Below are 16,935 nucleotides of genomic sequence, written 5' to 3' on the forward strand. Positions count from 1 at the left end.
CCCGGACGCCTCGCACGCCACGCCCGGCCCCCTCCCGCGCCCCGCAGCCCCGTACCCGGGATCGGGCCCCGGCCGCCTGGTCGCGTCGGACACACGGTCGGGGCACCGGGCACCGGGCACCGGGCCGTGCGCCGGACACGGAGCCGGGCCCGGACCACGCAGTCGCGTCCGGACCACGCTGGTCGGCTCACGCCCCAGCGCTGTGCCGCCCAGGAAGTGATCTTCCGGGGCGGACCGCGGAGCCCGTGGGCGCCGCCCGTGCACTCCCGGGCGCCCCCGGGACGGCTATACATGAGACGTATACGCCATGTGTATAGTGGCCTCATGTCCATTGGTCACACCCTTCTCGGTCTGTTGGAGTCCGGCCCCCGGCATGGTTACGACCTGAAGCGGGCCTTCGACGAAAAGTTCGGTCAGGACCGCCCACTGCACTACGGGCAGGTCTACTCGACGATGTCCCGGCTGCTGAAGAACGGTCTCGTCGAGGTCGACGGGATCGAGGCGGGCGGTGGTCCCGAGCGGAAGCGCTACGCGATCACCGAGGCCGGCATCACCGACGTCGAGCGCTGGCTCGGGACTCCGGAGAAGCCCGAGCCGTATCTCCAGTCCACCCTCTACACCAAGGTCGTCCTCGCCCTGCTCACCCGGCGGGACGCGGCCGACATCCTCGACACCCAGCGCTCCGAGCACCTGCGGCTGATGCGCGCCCTCACCGAGCGCAAACGCAAGGGCGATCTGGCGGACCAGCTCATCTGCGACCACGCGCTCTTCCACCTGGAGGCGGACCTGCGCTGGCTGGAGCTCACCGCGGCCCGTCTGGACAAGCTCGCCAAGGAGGTCCACGCATGAGCATCCCCGAAGGCTCCCTGCTCGCCGCCCACGACCTCCACAAGGCGTACGGCCCCACCAACGCCCTCGACGGCGCCGCGTTCTCCATCCACCCCGGCGAGGTCGTCGCCGTGATGGGCCCCTCGGGCTCCGGCAAGTCGACCCTGCTGCACTGCCTCGCCGGTATCGTCACCCCCGACTCCGGCACGATCATGTACAACGGCCATGAGCTGTCCGCGATGAACGACGCGGACCGCAGCGCGCTGCGCCGCACGGACTTCGGCTTCGTCTTCCAGTTCGGCCAGTTGGTGCCCGAGCTCAGTTGCCTGGAGAACGTGGCCCTCCCCCTCCGCCTGAACGGCACGGGCCGCAAGCAGGCCGAGAGCACGGCGCTCACCTGGATGCAGCGCCTGGAGGTCGAGAACGTGGCCAAACAGCGCCCCGGCGAGGTCTCCGGCGGCCAGGGCCAGCGCGTGGCCGTGGCCCGCTCGCTCGTCACCGGCCCCCGGGTGCTCTTCGCCGACGAGCCCACCGGCGCACTCGACTCGCTCAACGGCGAGCGGGTGATGGAGCTGCTGACCGACGCGGCCAGGTCCGCCGGCGCCGCCGTGGTGCTCGTCACCCACGAGGCGCGGGTCGCCGCCTACTCGGACCGCGAGGTCGTCGTGCGCGACGGCAAGTCGCGGGACATGGAGCGGGTCGTATGAGCACCTCCCCGCCCCCCTCCCCGGCCGGGCCGGTGTCGGCCCGGCCACAGGTGCCGCAGCGACCGGGCGCCCAGGCCCGGCCCGGCCTGGTGCGCGTCTGGGCGCGCGACCTCGCCATGGGCGTCCGGTTCGCCGTGACCGGTGGCCGGGAGAGCTGGGCGCGCACTTGGCTCACGGCCGTGGGCGTCGGACTCGGCGTCGCACTGCTGCTGGTCACCGCCGCGGTCCCGAGCGCCCTGGGCAACCGGCACGACCGCGGGGCCGCCCGCGCCGACATCACCTACAGCGGCAAGGTCCGCCCGAAGGGCGACGACACACTGCTGGTGGGCGTCAACGACACCACCTACCGCAGTGAGAACGTCCGCGGACGCCTCCTGCAGCCGGAGGGCCCGAAGGCGCCGCTGCCGCCGGGCGTCGCGGCCTTCCCGCGGCCGGGTGACATGGTGGTCTCGCCGGTCCTGAAGAAGCTGCTGGCGTCGGACGACGGGGCGCTGCTGCGCGAGCGGCTGCCGTACCGGATCGCCGGCACCATCGCGGACCGGGGCCTCATCGGCCCGAGCGAGCTCGCCTACTACGCCGGTACGCGCACGATGCACGTCATTGCCGGTCAGAACAGGGTGGAGCGGATCGACTCCTTCGGCTCCACGGCCTCCGACGACGAGTGGGATCCGGTTCTGCTCCTCCTGGTGCTGCTGGTCTTCGTCGTCCTGCTGATGCCGGTCGGCGTCTTCATCGCGACGGCCGTGCGCTTCGGCGGCGAGCGCCGCGACCGCAGGCTGGCGGCGCTGCGCCTGGTCGGCGCCGACGGCCGGATGACGCGGCGGACAGCGGCGGGGGAGGCACTGGCCGGGGCCGCGCTCGGGCTGGTCCTGGGAGCCGTGTTCTTCGCGGTCCTGAGGCAGCTTGCCGGGCGGATCACGATCTTCGACATGAGCGTCTTCCCGTTCGATCTGGACCCGACGCCCGCCCTGGCCCTGCTGGTCGCCTGCGCGGTGCCCGCGTCCGCTGTCGCGGTGACGCTGTTCGCGCTGCGCAGTGTGGTGATCGAGCCGCTCGGCGTGGTCCGCACGACGCGGCCGACACGGCGGCGCCTGTGGTGGCGGCTGCTCCTTCCGCTGTGCGGCGTGGCCCTGCTCTACCCGATGACCGGCCAGGGCAACGACAACGGACGCTTCAACGAGTGGATGGTCATCGGCGGCACGGTCCTGCTGCTGATCGGCGTCACGGCCCTGCTGCCCTGGGCGGTGGAGGCGGTCGTCGTCAGGATGGGCGGTGGCACGGTCTCCTGGCAGCTCGCGGTCCGCAGGCTCCAGTTGAGCAGCGGCACCGCGGCCCGGATGATCAACGGCATCGCCGTCGCGGTGGCCGGGGCGATCGCGCTCCAGATGCTGTTCTCGGGCGTCCAGGGCGACTACACCCGGCAGACGAAGAACGATCTGGACCGCGCCCAGATGACGGTCAACCTCCAGCAGGACACCTCGCTGGCGGCCGCCGACCACGCCCTGCGGACGACCGGCGGGGTGCGGCACACCACCCCGATCGGCAACGCCACCCTGGCCCCGGACCGCAGGAACCCCGAGGCCGAGGTCTCCTTGAGCGTGGGGAGCTGCGCCGACCTCCGCAAGCTGGCGCACCTGCCCTCCTGCCACGAGGGCGACGTCTTCGTCGTCAGCGACGCCGCGTACGACACCCACACCAGGCATCTCGTCAAACCCGGCCGGACGCTGTACGCGGACCCGAGCTACGAGAACCTGAAGGGGCGGGAGATCCCCTGGCGGCTGCCCATGGACCTGCGGCAGGGTTCGAGCCGTGAGGACCCGACCGGGGTCGAGCGGGGCGGGATACTCGCCACTCCCTCGGCGCTGCCGCGCGAGGTGGCGAGTACGCTCTCCAACCAGGTCTTCCTCCGGGTCGATCCCTCCTATCCCGACGTACGGGACGAGGTGCGCAACACGGCCGCGAAACTCGACCCGCTGACGGACGTCTTCGTATTCGCCGCCAGCGAGCAGTCCACGCGCTTCTCCTCGATCCGTACCGGCCTGTTCGTCGGTGCCACCTGCGTCCTGCTGCTGATCGGCGCCAGCCTGCTGGTCTCCCAACTGGAGCAGTTGCGCGAGCGCAGGAAGCTGCTGTCGGTCCTGGTGGCCTTCGGCACCCGGCGCCGTACGCTGAGCCTCTCGGTGCTCTGGCAGACGGCCGTCCCGGTCGCCCTCGGCCTGCTGCTGGCCGCCGTGGTCGGCCTGACGCTGGGCACCGTCCTGCTGAAGATGGTCGACGCCTCGGTCTCCGTGGACTGGGCCGCCGTCGGCTCGATGACGGGCATAGGAGCGGCCGTCGTCCTCGCGGTGACGCTTCTGAGCATGCCACCCCTGCTGCGGATGATGCGTCCGGACGGGCTGCGTACCGAGTAGCCCGAAGGAGCCGTCCCCTCCCCGCCGTCCGGCGGCCCGACCCCCCACCGGGCCGCCGGACGGTCTGTGCTGTGTGCACCGCGTTGGGCGGCGGTCCCAGGGCCCGGCGCCGGAAGGCCACCCGGGCAGGAACCGGTTGGCCTGCATGGTATGGCCGGCACCGGGAGGCGGACGCCGGCCGGCCGGCACGGCTCGGCCCGCGCCGGTGGGCGGCGATGCCTTGCCAGCGCCTCGGTCCGCCCGGCAGGCGGGCGTTGTTCGGGCGGGCGCCGCTCGGCGCGGGCTACTTCCTCCGCTCCGGGACCCCTCGGGCCTCTTCTTCCCCACTGGCCCCACCGGCCCCCCGGGCCTCACCGGACACCGGCGGGGCGGTGGTGTCGGCGGGGGTTCCGGCGCCCACGGGAGCGGCAGTGGCGGACGGGGCGCCGGGTTCGGCGGTGTCGCCGGGCGCCGGGGCCGCGGGGGGCGTCCCCGAGCCCGCGGTATCGGCCGGTCCCGCGGCCGGCCGCCAGGTCTCCTGGGCGTACGCCCGCAGATAGCCGACCACCGTGTTGGTCACGGCCACCAGCGGCACCGCCACCACCGCTCCGCCGACGCCCGCCACCATGCCGCCCGCGGCGACCGACAGCACCACGGCCAGCGGATGCACTCGCACCGCACGGCCCAGGATGAACGGCTGGAGGATGTGCCCCTCGATCTGCTGCACCGCCAGCACCACGACCAGCGTCATCACGGCCGTGAAGACGCCCTGGGTCACCAGCGCCACGACCACCGCGAGCGCCCCGGAGACCACCGCCCCGACCAGCGGGACGAACGCGAAGAGGAAGATGAACACCGCCAGCGGCACCGCCATCGGCACCCCCAGGAAGAAGATGCCGAGGCCGATGAAGATGGCGTCGATGAGGGCGACGATCACCGTGCCGCGCACGTAGGCCGTCAGCGTCCGCCAGGCCTGCGGTCCCGCGCCCGCCATGCCGTCCCGGGCCTGTGCGGGGACGAGTTTGAGCGTCCACTCCCAGATGCGCCGCCCGTCGTAGAGCAGGAAAAGCGTGGAGAAGACGGCCAGCAGGATGCCGGTGAGGGCCTCCACTATCACGGTGACGCCTTCGAGTCCGGCGGACGTGATCTCCTCGGTGTTGGCGCCGATCGCATCGCGCAGGCTCTTCGCGATGTCGTTGATCTGGTCCTCGGTCACGTGGAAGGGGCTGTGGAGCAGCCAGCGGCGCAGCTCGTCGATGCCGTCCTGGACCTGTGCGGACAGGTTGTCCAGGTTCTCCATGACCTGCCAGACCACGAACCACCCGACCAGGCCCATGATGACGAAGCCGGAGATCGCGGTGAGGGCGGTGGCGAGGCCGCGGGGCAGTCCGAGCCGCCGCAGCCGGGCGACGGTGGGCTGCATCAGCGCGGTGATCAGCAGCGCGGCGACGAACGCCAGCACCACCAGTTGGATGGCGCTGATGACCCTGATCAGCACCCAGAGGGTGCCCGCGAGGATCAGCAGCCGCCAACCGGCCTCGGCGGCCACCCGCACTCCCCAGGGCACGGCCGCCTTGGGATCGGGACGGGACGGTATCGCGGGCGCGTAGGCGGGCGGCGGCGGGATGCGGCCGGGGGGTGCGTCGGCGCTCCTCGCCCGGGGCAGGCCGTGGTCCGCGGCCTTCTCCGCCGCGGCGCGCGCCTCGCTCAACCGCTCGCCCATCTGGGTGAGCCCCCTGCCGAACCTGCCGACCCACCCTCGCAACTGCGACATGTCCTGTCCCTTCCCCCCGTGTTCTTCCCCCAGTTCCCCAGTTCCCCACGCGGTGCGCGTCAGTCCCCGAAGTCGCCCGCTCCGGGGCCCCGCTGGAGAGACCGTACAGGGCGAGAGCCCCTCACCGTAGGACGGTGAGGGGCTCTCGGGGGTTGAGCGGGGGCCGGGTGGACCGGAGGGCGACCGGTGTCCGGCGGCGGGCTCAGTACCAGCTATTGGCCTGCCAGAAGGACCAGGCGCTGCACGGGCTGCCGTAACGGCCGTCCATGTAGCTCAGGCCCCACTTGACCTGCGTGGCGGGGTTCGTCTGCCAGTCGGCGCCGGCGGACGACATCTTGGAGCCGGGCAGCGCCTGGAAGAGGCCGTAGGCGCCGGAGGAGGCGTTGACGGCGTGGTAGTTCCAACCGGACTCGTGGCTCACGATGTTGCTGAAGCACTGGAACTGGTCGGCGGGCACCATCTGCCGGGCCATGGCCTGCACCTGCGCGACCGTGTACGAGGCCTGGGTGGCGAAGCTGGAGGCGTCGCGGGTGGCGGAACGGCTGGCCGCCTCCTTGCGCTCCTTCTCTTCCTTCGCCTTGTCCTCCGCGGCCTTCTGCTTGGCGACGGCGGTCTCCGCGGCCGCCTTGCGGGCCGCTTCCTCTGCCGACTTCTTGGCTGCGATGTCGGCGGCGTCGGCCTGTGCGGACGCCTGCTGGGCCAGTGAGGAGACCTGGACCTGGGCCTGCTGGCCCGCGGGAATGTCAGCGAGGAGTGTCGCGTCGCCTACCATCGCCTCGGCTTCGTTCGAGGGATGCTGGGGGCTGCCCGAGGCAACACCCACGACGGCGCCGACAGTGGTGACCGCAGTGGCGGATGCCACCGCGAATCCCCGGACCGAAATCCGGCTCACACGTTTTCCTTCCAGCATCGCCCGCTTAGGTGACCCTCGCGGACGCAATCGTGCCCCTGGCACTGGCCTCCCAACTGCGGGTCACAGGAGGCAACGGGCCCGGTGGGCAACTTCCGGAACGGAAGCGCCGCGTGGTGCTCGGGCGGCATACGACGGTCTCTATGTAGTTCTGTGATCCACTACGGTCGGCGGGACAACGATCCCTCGACGGTACGCAAGTGTCGTATGCGGGGCCTGACAGGACCCAGACTCTGCCGTAGCGGGACGTCGCAAGGCAATTCTGCGTTGCGTGTGAAAGCTCACACCTTGTTCGCCTCATAAGACTTCCGTAAACCCCCGCGCACACAAGCGCCGTCCGGCTAAGCTCTTCAGCTTCACCGGACGGCGTACATGTCTGCGTTACCGACGGACACCCGTCCTGACCGGCGCGAACACCCTTGGACGGCGGGGCCGCAGGGGCTTTTCGGGCCGATCTGCCCGGCCTGTCCCCGTCCACCCCGTACCGTCCAGGACTGCCCCGGACCGTTCAGGACCGCCCGGACCACCCCGAACCGTCCGGGAACCGTTCAGGGCAGTCGGATACATCCGGTCGGGTCCTCGGATACACCCGATCAGAGGTGTCCCTCCTCCAGCATCTCCGTCACCAGGGCGGCGATCTGCGAGCGCTCCGAACGGGTGAGGGTGACATGCGCGAAGAGCGGATGCCCCTTGAGCTTCTCCACCACCGCGACCACACCGTCGTACCGTCCGACGCGCAGGTTGTCGCGCTGGGCGACGTCATGGGTGAGCACCACCCGCGAGTTCGCCCCGATCCGGGACAGCACGGTCAGCAGGACGTTCCGCTCCAGCGACTGGGCCTCGTCGACGATGACGAAGGCGTCGTGCAGGGAGCGGCCGCGGATGTGCGTGAGCGGCAGCACCTCCAGCATGCCGCGGGCGGTGACCTCCTCGATGACCTCGCGGCTGGTGACGGCGGAGAGGGTGTCGAAGACGGCCTGCGCCCACGGGCTCATCTTCTCGGCCTCGGTGCCCGGCAGGTAGCCGAGTTCCTGCCCGCCGACCGCGTACAGCGGCCTGAAGACCATCACCTTCTCGTGCTGCCTGCGCTCCAGAACGGCTTCCAGGCCGGCGCAGAGCGCGAGCGCAGACTTGCCGGTGCCGGCCCGGCCGCCCATCGACACGATCCCGATGTCCGGGTCGAGCAGCAGGTCGAGTGCGATGCGCTGCTCGGCGCTGCGTCCCTTGATCCCGAACGCCTCGCGGTCCCCGCGCACCAGCTTGACCTGGCCCTCGGAGGTGACGCGGCCCAGCGCCTTGCCGCGCTCCGACTGGATCGTCAGACCGGTGTGCACGGGCAGGTCGGTCGCTTCGGGCACGTACAGGGTCTCCTCTTCGAAGAGGAGGTCCACCTGCTCCGCGGACAGGCTGAGTTCGGACATTCCGGTCCAGCCGGAGTCCGTGATGGCCAGCTCCGCGCGGTACTCCTCCGCGAGCAGGCCCACGGAGGACGCCTTGATGCGCAGCGGGAGGTCCTTCGAGACGACCGTGACGTCGTATCCCTCGGCCTGCAGGTTGCGGGCGACGGCGAGGATCCGCGAGTCGTTGTCCCCCAGGCGGTAGCCGGCCGGGAGGACACCCGGGTCGGAGTGGTTGAGCTCGACTCGCAGTGTCCCGCCGAGGTCCCCGATGGGCAGCGGGGCGTCCAGACGGCCGTACCGGACCCGGCAGTCGTCGAGCAGACGCAGGGCCTGGCGGGCGAAGTAGCCGAGTTCCGGGTGGTGCCTCTTGGCCTCCAGTTCCGTGACCACCACGACCGGCAGCACGACCTCGTGCTCGTCGAAGCGGGACAGGGCGCCTGGATCTGCCAGCAGCACGCTGGTGTCGAGAACGTAGGTGCGCCGGTCGGGCGTGCGGCGCTTTGTGCTGGTCACCACGGAAGGACGTACCCCCTCGGAAGAGGTCGGGGAGCGACGGCGTCGCGGAGCTTCCCCCGGGGACAGGGCTGCCCCGAGGGACGGGAGAGAACCGGGCTCAGGCCACCGCGCACGGGCCTGGCTCGGCCCTCCGCGTCATCCGCGTGGTCCGTACGGTGGGTACGGTCCTTCTGGTGCAACGGGCCTCCCGGGCGGACGGCCCCACGCCGCCCGCTGAGGTGCGCCACCCCAAGACGGGCACCGACTGCCGGTACCGCTCGGGTGTCGACCTGGAAGACATATTCCCTCCAACAGGCGCAGGCATGCCATGGCATATGACGACACCCAGGTGAACTCGGTGTCGGCCCTGTGTGCCCGTGCCGCTCCGGCACCGTCGGCCGTGCCGTCCGGGCCGCGCCCCAACACCCTTGACGGGCTTGGCGGTCAGCCGCCGAAGCGCCGGTGGCGCGCGGCGTAGTCGCGCAGCGCACGCAAGAAGTCGATCTTGCGGAAGGCGGGCCAGAAGACCTCGCAGAAGTAGTACTCCGAATGGGCCGACTGCCACAGCATGAACCCTGACAGGCGCTGCTCGCCGCTGGTGCGGATGACGAGGTCGGGGTCGGGCTGGCCGCGCGTGTACAGGTGTTCGGCGATGACGTCGATGTCCACGAGGTCGGCGAGCTCCTCGAAGCTGGTGCCCTTCTGGGCGTGGTCGAGCAGCAGCGAGCGCACGGCGTCGGCGATCTCCTGGCGGCCGCCGTATCCCACGGCGACATTGACGAGTATGCCGTCGATGTCGACGGTGGCCTGCTCCGCCTCCTTCAGCACCCTTTGGGTCTGCGCGGGCAGCAGGTCCATGGTGCCGACGTGGTGGACCCGCCAGCGGCCGTCCTCGGCGAGGCCGCGCACCGCGTCCTCGATGATCCCGAGCAGCGGGACCAGCTCCTCCTCGGGCCGGTCCAGGTTGTCGGTGGAGAGCATCCAGAGGGTGACGACCTCGACATCCGTCTCGGCGCACCAGCCGAGGAACTCGGTGATCTTGTCGGCGCCCGCGCGGTGCCCCTGCGCGGTGGTGCCGCCGGCCGCCTTGGCCCAGCGGCGGTTCCCGTCGAGGATGACGCCGATGTGGCCCGGCACCTGCTCGTGGTCCAGGCGGCTCTCCACCCGGCGTGCGTAGAGTCCGTACACCAGGTCGCGCAGGTTCACCGTGGTCAGCCCCTCCATGCGGATAACGCCCCGAGGTCGAAAGCCTACCGCTGCGGAAGGGGGGTCCCGTCCCGGGTGCGGCGGCCGCGGACGGCACGGCCGGGGCCCGCCCACCCGCCCGGTCCGGGGCCGCCGGAACCGGGCGGCGCGGGGGTGCAGGCGCGAGGGGCCGGCGGTCCGAGACGCGCGGAGCGGCCGGTCCGAGATGTGCGCGGGCATCGGATCCGAGGCGTGTGCAGGCGTCGCCCCCGAGGTGTGCGCAGGCGTCGGGTCGGGGGGTGGGGAGCGGATGGGCGGGCGGTGCCGGGCCGCGGGGGCGCTGACGTAGTTTCGTACCCATGAACGACACCTTCCTCTACCGGGCCTCCGACCAGCGCTACGACTCGATGGAGTACCGGCGCTCGGGCCGCAGCGGGCTGAAGCTGCCCGCCGTGTCACTGGGGCTGTGGCACAACTTCGGCGACGACAGGTCGCTCGACACCCAGCGCGCGATCCTGCGCCGCGCCTTCGACCTGGGCATCACCCACTTCGACCTGGCGAACAACTACGGCCCGCCGCCCGGCTCGGCCGAGCTGAACTTCGGCAAGCTGTTCCGGCAGGACTTCGCCCGGCACCGCGACGAGCTGCTCGTCTCCACCAAGGCGGGCTACCTGATGCACCCGGGCCCGTACGGGGAGTGGGGCTCGCGCAAGTACCTGCTGTCCTCTCTGGACGCCTCGCTCGCCCGGATGGGCCTGGAGTACGTCGACATCTTCTACTCGCACCGCTTCGACCCGGACACCCCGCTGGAAGAGACCATGGGGGCGCTGGCGTCGGCGGTACGGCAGGGCAAGGCGCTGTACGTGGGCATCTCCTCGTACACCAGCGAGCAGACCCGTGAGGCGGCGCGGCTGCTGAACGAGATGGGGGTGCGGCCGCTGATCCACCAGCCGTCGTACTCGATGATCAACCGCTGGACCGAGGACGACCACCTGCTCGACGCGCTGGAGGAGGCCGGCATGGGCTGCATCTCCTTCGCGCCGCTCGCGCAGGGCCTGCTCTCGGACAAGTACCTCGCCGGCATCCCGGAGGGCTCGCGCGCCACGCAGGGCAAGTCGCTGGACCCGAACCTGCTCTCCGACGAGGTGGTGGCGCGGTTGCGCGGCCTCGACGAGATCGCGCGGCGGCGCGGCCAGTCGCTGGCGCAGTTGGCGCTGACCTGGGTGCTGCGGGACGAGCGGATGACGTCGGCGCTGATCGGCGCGTCGAGCGTGCGGCAGTTGGAGGAGAACGTGGCGGCCCTCGGTGGGCCGCGTCTGACGGCTGAGGAGATCGCGGAGATCGACACGTTCGCGGTCTCCACGCCGGGCACGAACATCTGGGCCGGGCGGCGCTGACGCCCCATGCCGCACCGGGCGGCGCCTGCGGACGGCCCTGACGCTCCGCCCCGGCCGGGCAGGGCCTTGGAACAGGGCGTGCGCGGGGCAGAGAAAACGGGCCGGTCCGTGGGGGGGGAGACGGACCGGCCCGAGGGGGGGTTTCCACCATAACCCTTCGTAAGTCCCGACGGGTGCACCGGCATGCCACAACTACTCTCCGAATTCGGTTCGCGACGCCTCCCGGGTGGCCGGGAGGCGCGAGAGGGCCGGTTCGGCCAAAGAGGGCCGGGAGGACCGGTTCGACCGGGAAATGCCTGTTCGACCAGGGAAAGGCCGGTTCGCGGGCGGGGAGAGGCCGGCTCGCGGACGGTGCCCGGGTGCGGCCGGCCGCGGCGTGTGCGGCCCCTCAGGCGCTCACACCGCGCCGAGCAGCAGTCCCAGGAACGCGCCGCCCAGCATGAAGGGGCCGAGCGGGATGGCCGACTTCCGGTCGGCCCTGCGCAGCACCATCAGCCCGATGCCGTAGGCCCCGCCCAGCACCAGGCCGGCCACGAAGCCGACGAGCAGTACGGTCCAGCCGTACCAGCCGAGGACCGCGCCGAGGGCGAGGGCGAGCTTCACGTCCCCGAAGCCCATGCCCTTCGAGTTGACGAGGAACAGCACGAAGTAGCCGGCGCCCAGGACGAGGGCCCCGAGCAGGGCGCCCGGCCACGAGCCCCGGTGGCCCGGCAGCAGTGCGACCACCCCCAGCAGCGCGAGGAGCCCCGCGGCCAGCGGCAGCGTGAGCACGTCCGGCAGCCGGTGCACCGCATGGTCGACGAGGGCCAGCAGGACGGCGACAGGGACGGCGGCCAGCCACACCGCGGCCTCCGGCCGTGCACCCGTGGCAGCGGCCAGCGCCAGGCACAGGAGCGCCGTCACCGCGGCGACGAGCGGCGCGCGGGGGCCGTAGCGGGCGGGGCAGGAGGCGGATCCGGCCGGGGCGGATCCGGCCGGGGCGCCTCCGCCCGGGGCGCCTCCGCCCGGGGTGGGGGCGTCGGCTGGTGTGTCGGTGGGCGGCCCGGGCGCCCCGGTCGCCGGTCCCGTCCCGTACGCGCCCTTCTCCCACTCCGGTGCGCCCGCGCAGCGTGCCCGACCGAGCCAGCCGCCGAACGGGCCCGTGATCGGGTGGCCGCCGGGGCACGCGGCACGCCAGTGCTCGTCCGGCTGCACGGCGAGCCGGTAGGCGGCCCGCGGGACCAGCAGCCCGGATCCCGCGCCCCAGACGGCGGCGACTACGAGGAGGAGTACGTGCACGGTCGGACCCTACGCACTCGACGCCCGCGGTGGCATGGGCCCGTGGGCCCATGCGGGACCCAGTCCCGTACGGATACGGTCCTGGACGGCAACGTGCGCGGGCGGCCGCGGCACCGGAGCGCCCCCGGCACACGCCGCGGGCACACGGCCGCCGGCCGCGGGCGAGAGGGAAGGGAGGTGCCGGCGATGGCGCGCTGGCGCAACGGGCGGGGCACACTGGTCGTCGGGCCCGCGGAGACGGGGGCCTCCGGGCACGGGGACCCGGCGGCGGAGACGGCCGCGGACACGGCCGAGCCCTGGGCCGGGGGGCCCGTCACCGTTCCGCTGGAGATCGCCGCCTCCTACCGTGCCCGTACGCACGGGCTGCTCGGCCGCGACGGCATCCAGGGGGCGATCCTGCTCTCCCCCGCGAACAACGTGCACACCTTCCGGATGCGGTTTCCCATCGACGTCGCCTATCTGGACCGGAAGTTGCGCGTCGTGGCCGTCCGCACCATGAGGCCCAACCGGCTGGGCGCCATCCGCCTGCGCGCCCGTCACGTCCTCGAGTCGGAGGCGGGCACCATGGCCGACTGGGGCATCCGTCCCGGCGTCCGGGTGGCGGTGCGGGAGCCGGATGGGCGGGACGCGTGAGGTGACCCGGCCGCGGTGCGGGCGCCATGCGGCGGGATGTGCCGCGGGGCGTGCGCCGGGGTGTGCCGCGAGGTGTGCGGCCGGGCGTGCCGCGAGGTGTGCGGCCTATCCCTCGCCCGTGGTGCCGCCGGGCGTGCGCCGGTCCACGCGGTGCACGTCGCGTACGCACAGGTTCAGGACCGTCGCCGCGGCGATGACGGCCGCGCACACCAGCAGGACCGTTCCGTTGCCCCAGGTGTGGGCGGCGAGGGCGGCGGCGAGGTAGGCGAAGGGGACGGCGAGGCGTTCGCCGATGCCCGTGAAGGAGCTCATACGGCCCTGTTCGCCCTGGGCTACGTGGTGCTGGAGCGCGGTGGTCCAGGCGACGACGGCGATGTCGAGGCCGATGCCGCCCGCCCCGGCGCCGAGCAGTACCCAGAAAAGCGGCAGACCGAGACCCATCGCCGCCGGGGGCAGTGCGAGGCCCGCGCTGCCGAGGACGGCGACGGCCACGAGGCGTTTCGGCCTCCAGCGCAGGCACACGACGGTGCCCGCGAGCAGCCCGAGCGCGAACGCGCCCTGCACCAGGCCCCAGGCGCGCGCCCCGTCGTACCGCTGCGCCGCCACGATCGGCCCGAGCAACTGGTACCCGGCGAGCCAGGCGGCGACCACGACGGTCCCCGCGACGCTGTACGTCCACAGCCAGGTGCGCGACCGGAAGGCGTGCCAGCCGGCGCGGAGGTCGGCGAGCGGGGTGGTGGCCGGCGTGTTCGCCGCGGCGGACGCCGGCGGGCCGGACGGCGGCAGGGGCGGGGGCGCCGGAGCGTTGAGGCGCAGTCCGAGGAGCAGGAACGCGGCGATGAGGAAGCTGCACGCGTCCCAGCCCAGCGCCCAGGCCGGACCCGCCGCGGCCACGAGCACGCCGCCGAGCGCCGGGCCGAGCACCCGGACCCCGTTGCCCGGCAGCCGGACCAGCGCGTTGGCCTGCTGGCGGTGCCCCGGCGCGACGATCTGGGCGACGACGCCCTGTGCGGCCGGTGCGATGAGGGCCGTGGCCACCCCGGACACGAATCCGCAGGCCGCGATGGAGAAGGTGCCGGCCTGCCGGAGGCCGACCAGGAGGGCCAGCGCGGCCTGTGCGCCGGCTGCCAGGAGGTTCCCGCCGAACAGCAGTCGGCTGCGCGGGAGCCGGTCCGCGAGGACGCCTCCGGCGAGGGAGAAGACGATGGCCGGGACGGTGGTCGTGGTGAGCACCACACCCAGCGAACCGGCGCCGCCGCCCGTGCCCAGCACCGCGTAGGCGAGGGCCAGCGGCGCCATGGCGGTGCCCGTCGCGGAGACCAGGTTCGCCAGCAGGAACCGGCGGAACGCGGGCGTCCGCAGGGGAGTCGGTGCACGGGGCTCGTCCGGTGCCGCACGCTCCGGCTCGTCCCCGACCACGGTCTGCACGCTCACCCGTCCCCCTGTCACCCTCGCCGTCCTGCTCCCGCCGCGCCCGGCGGCCGCACGTGGGGTGCGCTGCCCACCCCTCGCCGCCCGGAACCCTCGTTCGCCCCTGCCGTCCGAAACCGCACGCCGATGCGACCCGGCAGCGCATCGGGAAGGGGGCCCCGGGAGGGGGCCGGGCCCGCAGGACGCCGGCCTGGGGCAGCGGACCGGGAAGACACGGACGGCCGGGAAGACACGGACGGCCGGGAAGACACGGACGGCCGGGAAGACACGGACGGCCGGGAAGACACGGACGGCCGGCCCCCGGGGGCCGGCCGCCGTGTGGTTACGGGGCCGAGTCGCCGGAGCGCGGGAAGGAGATCTCCACGCGCCGGTTCTTCTTGCGGCCGCTCTCGTCGTCGTTCGAGGCGATCGGGTACTTCTCGCCGTAGCCGCGCACCTCGAAGGTGATGTCGGCGTTGTCGAGGCTCTTGGCCAGCATGTCCTGCACGGCGTTGGCACGCTGCTTGGACAGGACGTCGCCGTGGGCGGCGGACCCGAGGTTGTCGGTGAAGCCGAAGATGCGGACCTGGGTCGCCTTCTGCTTGTTGATCTCGGCCGCGACCTCGGCGATCCGGGTGCTCGCCGCACTGCTCAGCTTGGCGCTGTCCTTGCCGAAGAGGACCTCGGCCTGGAGGGCGAACTTGATGTTGGAGTTGCTCTCCTCACGGCGTTCCTCACCGCCCAGGTCCTCGACGACCGACTTGATGTCGAGCACCCTTGCGTCGGCCAGCGTCGCGCCCTGTGGCAGTTTGAGGTCGGGGTCGTTGCCGTCGACCTTGACGGGCGGGGCCGCGGACTCGGACGGGTAGGGACTGTCGGCCAGGGCCTGTGCGGTGGCGCATCCCAGTGCCAGCACCCCGGCGGCCACCGCGACGGCCGCGCGGACTCCGGCCCGTCGGGTGCGGGTGGATCCGGCGCTCATCAGGAGATCTCAATCGTGGTGTTCGGGAAGCCGGGGAACTGGAGGTCGACGGACGTGGTCGACTGCGGCGGCGCGGGGAACTGCGCGAAGAACCCGAGGCTCTTTCCCGCCTCGATGCTCGACGCGTAGTCGGTCGTGGTCAACGGGCGGTTGTCGGTGTCCCGCAGGACGTAGTAGCGCTTCCTGCCCTTGGAGTCCACCAGCGTCATACCCGCGAGTGACGGCCCGGTCGCCTTGACGTCCGTCTCCTGGCCGCTCCACTGCACCGGAGTGGTGAACGCGGTACCGCTGGTGTTCTTGAACTGGCCGCTCACCGTGAGGAAGCCACCACTGTCCCGCTTGGCCTGCAGGATCTCCATGTCGATGCCGCTGTCGCCCTTGACGGTCGCGATCGGCTGGCTGTCACCGGGGTCGGCGTTCGCACCGCCGTTGCCCTTGTCCTGGTCGCCGCCGCCCTGGCTGCTCGACGAGTTGGACGGTGTGTCCTTGCCGTCGTCACTGCCGCATGCCGTCGCGGTGAGGGCCAGAGCCGCCGCCATCAGGGTGGCCGCCCCCGCCCGGCGCAGGTGCCTCACGTGCCGCATACTCATTGGTGGTTTTCCTTTGCGCTCGTCGCGGTCAGTCTTCGGCCAGTCGGACGGTGAAAAGGTCCGCCATGTCCGGAAGAAGGTCCAGGTGGTCCGGGTCGATCTGCCAGTCTCTGTCGTCGCACGCGATTTTCCCCGGTGACGGCTTCTTGTCGTCGTCATCACCGCCGGGCGTGCCGCCGACATTTTCCGGCAGCGGCGAGGGCGAGGACCCGTCGTCATCGAGATTGGGCTCGAACCTGCACCGCGGCTGCACCACTGCGGTGGCGCTCGCGTTCGCGTGCTTGTTCTCGGTGCCCGGGAGAATGCTCCTGCCCATCGGCTTGTTCGATGTGACTTTCACATGAAATCCCCAGCGCCCGTCGGACAGCCGCGCGCACTGGACCTGGCCGGCGTCGTTGAGACCCGCGAACCGGCTCGCCTCTGCGCAGCCGTCATAGGTCCCGATCCGGTCTCCGTCGAGTACGTCGCGGAGCCAGTCGCCGTTGAGGACGTTCGTCAGGAACAGGGTCCTCAACTGGTCCCGGGATTCCTGGGCCGCGGCGAGCGCCGCGGAGTCGGCCGCTGACTGCGTGCCGCTCCTTGCCGCGTCGGCCTTGCCGAACGCGAAGAAGAGGAGCGCAAGAAAGAGCAGGCCGGCAACCGCTGTGACGTACAGCGGTGCGGCCTGCCCCTTGTCCTCGCGAATGGCGTCCCCGCGGATCAGCCGCCGCCGTTGAGGATCTTGTTGACGGTCTCCTTGAACTTGTTCGCGATCGTGTCGCCCATCTTCGTGTTGAGCAGCGCGATGACGATCGCCGCCACGAGGATGATGATGCCGACGTACTCGATCGCGCCCTGGCCCCTGTCGGAGCGGCGCCTCATCCGCTCGACCGTGGTGTTCGCCCAGTGGCCCACGTGCACCTGGGTCGCGGTGGCGGCCTTCAGCATGGCGTTGTTCATGAGTGTCCCCTCCGTTC

General features: G+C 72.1%; 15 protein-coding genes and 1 pseudogene. 5 read left to right on the forward strand and 11 right to left on the reverse strand.

Annotated features, from left to right (window positions below):
- The first annotated feature begins 324 nt into the window (after nt 1–324).
- The 3 genes from IE313_RS12220 to IE313_RS12230 all read left to right on the forward strand — a co-directional run bounded on the left by IE313_RS12220 (nt 325) and on the right by IE313_RS12230 (nt 3,946).
- Nucleotides 325–849 (forward strand): PadR family transcriptional regulator, encoded by a 525-nt coding sequence (locus tag IE313_RS12220; RefSeq protein WP_189931183.1) that lies wholly within the window; start codon nt 325–327, stop codon nt 847–849.
- Nucleotides 846–1,535: an ABC transporter ATP-binding protein gene (locus tag IE313_RS12225; protein WP_189931185.1), complete on the forward strand. Its 690-nt coding sequence runs from the start codon at nt 846–848 to the stop codon at nt 1,533–1,535. The genes IE313_RS12220 and IE313_RS12225 overlap by 4 nt, the downstream gene beginning before the upstream one ends.
- Before the next feature lie 116 nt (nt 1,536–1,651).
- Nucleotides 1,652–3,946 carry an ABC transporter permease gene (locus IE313_RS12230; RefSeq protein ID WP_189931569.1) on the forward strand — a complete coding sequence of 765 codons (2,295 nt, stop codon included), beginning with the start codon at nt 1,652–1,654 and terminating at the stop codon, nt 3,944–3,946.
- A gap of 283 nt (nt 3,947–4,229) precedes the next feature.
- Here IE313_RS12230 and IE313_RS12235 read toward each other — a convergent pair whose 3' ends face one another.
- The 4 genes from IE313_RS12235 to IE313_RS12250 all read right to left on the reverse strand — a co-directional run bounded on the left by IE313_RS12235 (nt 4,230) and on the right by IE313_RS12250 (nt 9,710).
- Nucleotides 4,230–5,699, reverse strand: a complete 1,470-nt coding sequence (locus IE313_RS12235; protein WP_189931187.1) for an AI-2E family transporter — start codon at nt 5,697–5,699, stop codon at nt 4,230–4,232.
- A 202-nt stretch (nt 5,700–5,901) separates the two neighbouring features.
- A complete protein-coding gene (locus IE313_RS12240) occupies nt 5,902–6,591 on the reverse strand; it encodes an aggregation-promoting factor C-terminal-like domain-containing protein (protein WP_189931201.1) in 690 nt (229 codons plus the stop codon).
- A 611-nt stretch (nt 6,592–7,202) separates the two neighbouring features.
- The gene (gene phoH2 / locus IE313_RS12245; RefSeq protein WP_189931204.1) at nt 7,203–8,525 is read right to left on the reverse strand and encodes an RNA 5'-3' helicase PhoH2; all 1,323 of its coding nucleotides are present in this window, start codon (nt 8,523–8,525) and stop codon (nt 7,203–7,205) included.
- Nucleotides 8,526–8,948: 423 nt separating this feature from the next.
- The gene (locus IE313_RS12250; protein ID WP_229924600.1) at nt 8,949–9,710 is read right to left on the reverse strand and encodes an isoprenyl transferase; all 762 of its coding nucleotides are present in this window, start codon (nt 9,708–9,710) and stop codon (nt 8,949–8,951) included.
- Nucleotides 9,711–10,048: 338 nt separating this feature from the next.
- On the opposite strand from IE313_RS12250, the gene mgrA reads away from it, so the two are divergent.
- Nucleotides 10,049–11,086: an L-glyceraldehyde 3-phosphate reductase gene (gene mgrA / locus IE313_RS12255; RefSeq protein WP_189931208.1), complete on the forward strand. Its 1,038-nt coding sequence runs from the start codon at nt 10,049–10,051 to the stop codon at nt 11,084–11,086.
- A gap of 396 nt (nt 11,087–11,482) precedes the next feature.
- Here the strand turns inward: mgrA and IE313_RS12260 are convergent, their stop codons facing one another.
- Nucleotides 11,483–12,364: a prepilin peptidase gene (locus tag IE313_RS12260; protein WP_189931210.1), complete on the reverse strand. Its 882-nt coding sequence runs from the start codon at nt 12,362–12,364 to the stop codon at nt 11,483–11,485.
- Nucleotides 12,365–12,550: 186 nt separating this feature from the next.
- Between IE313_RS12260 and IE313_RS12265 the strand changes: the two genes are divergently transcribed.
- Entirely contained in the window at nt 12,551–12,997 is a 447-nt protein-coding gene (locus IE313_RS12265; protein ID WP_189931212.1) for a DUF192 domain-containing protein, read from the forward strand.
- 105 nt (nt 12,998–13,102) lie between these two features.
- On the opposite strand, the gene IE313_RS12270 is transcribed toward IE313_RS12265, so the two are convergent.
- The 6 genes and pseudogenes from IE313_RS12270 to IE313_RS35135 all read right to left on the reverse strand — a co-directional run bounded on the left by IE313_RS12270 (nt 13,103) and on the right by IE313_RS35135 (nt 16,918).
- Nucleotides 13,103–14,359: an MFS transporter gene (locus IE313_RS12270; RefSeq protein ID WP_189931571.1), complete on the reverse strand. Its 1,257-nt coding sequence runs from the start codon at nt 14,357–14,359 to the stop codon at nt 13,103–13,105.
- A 391-nt stretch (nt 14,360–14,750) separates the two neighbouring features.
- Nucleotides 14,751–15,389 carry an OmpA family protein gene (locus IE313_RS12275; RefSeq protein WP_189931214.1) on the reverse strand — a complete coding sequence of 213 codons (639 nt, stop codon included), beginning with the start codon at nt 15,387–15,389 and terminating at the stop codon, nt 14,751–14,753.
- The gene (locus IE313_RS12280) at nt 15,389–15,979 is read right to left on the reverse strand and encodes a hypothetical protein (protein WP_189931216.1); all 591 of its coding nucleotides are present in this window, start codon (nt 15,977–15,979) and stop codon (nt 15,389–15,391) included. The genes IE313_RS12275 and IE313_RS12280 overlap by 1 nt, the downstream gene beginning before the upstream one ends.
- A 28-nt stretch (nt 15,980–16,007) precedes the next feature.
- Nucleotides 16,008–16,493, reverse strand: a complete 486-nt coding sequence (locus tag IE313_RS35125) for a hypothetical protein (protein ID WP_229924617.1) — start codon at nt 16,491–16,493, stop codon at nt 16,008–16,010.
- 27 nt (nt 16,494–16,520) lie between these two features.
- Nucleotides 16,521–16,682 (reverse strand): annotated as a pseudogene (locus IE313_RS35130) (pilus assembly protein TadG-related protein); the annotation flags it as partial.
- The gene (locus tag IE313_RS35135) at nt 16,679–16,918 is read right to left on the reverse strand and encodes a hypothetical protein (protein WP_229924601.1); all 240 of its coding nucleotides are present in this window, start codon (nt 16,916–16,918) and stop codon (nt 16,679–16,681) included. The gene IE313_RS35135 and the pseudogene IE313_RS35130, both read right to left, overlap by 4 nt.
- Nucleotides 16,919–16,935 lie beyond the last annotated feature (17 nt).

The sequence above is a fragment of the Streptomyces sulfonofaciens genome, assembly GCF_014656295.1.
GTDB classification, from domain to species: domain Bacteria; phylum Actinomycetota; class Actinomycetes; order Streptomycetales; family Streptomycetaceae; genus Streptomyces; species Streptomyces sulfonofaciens.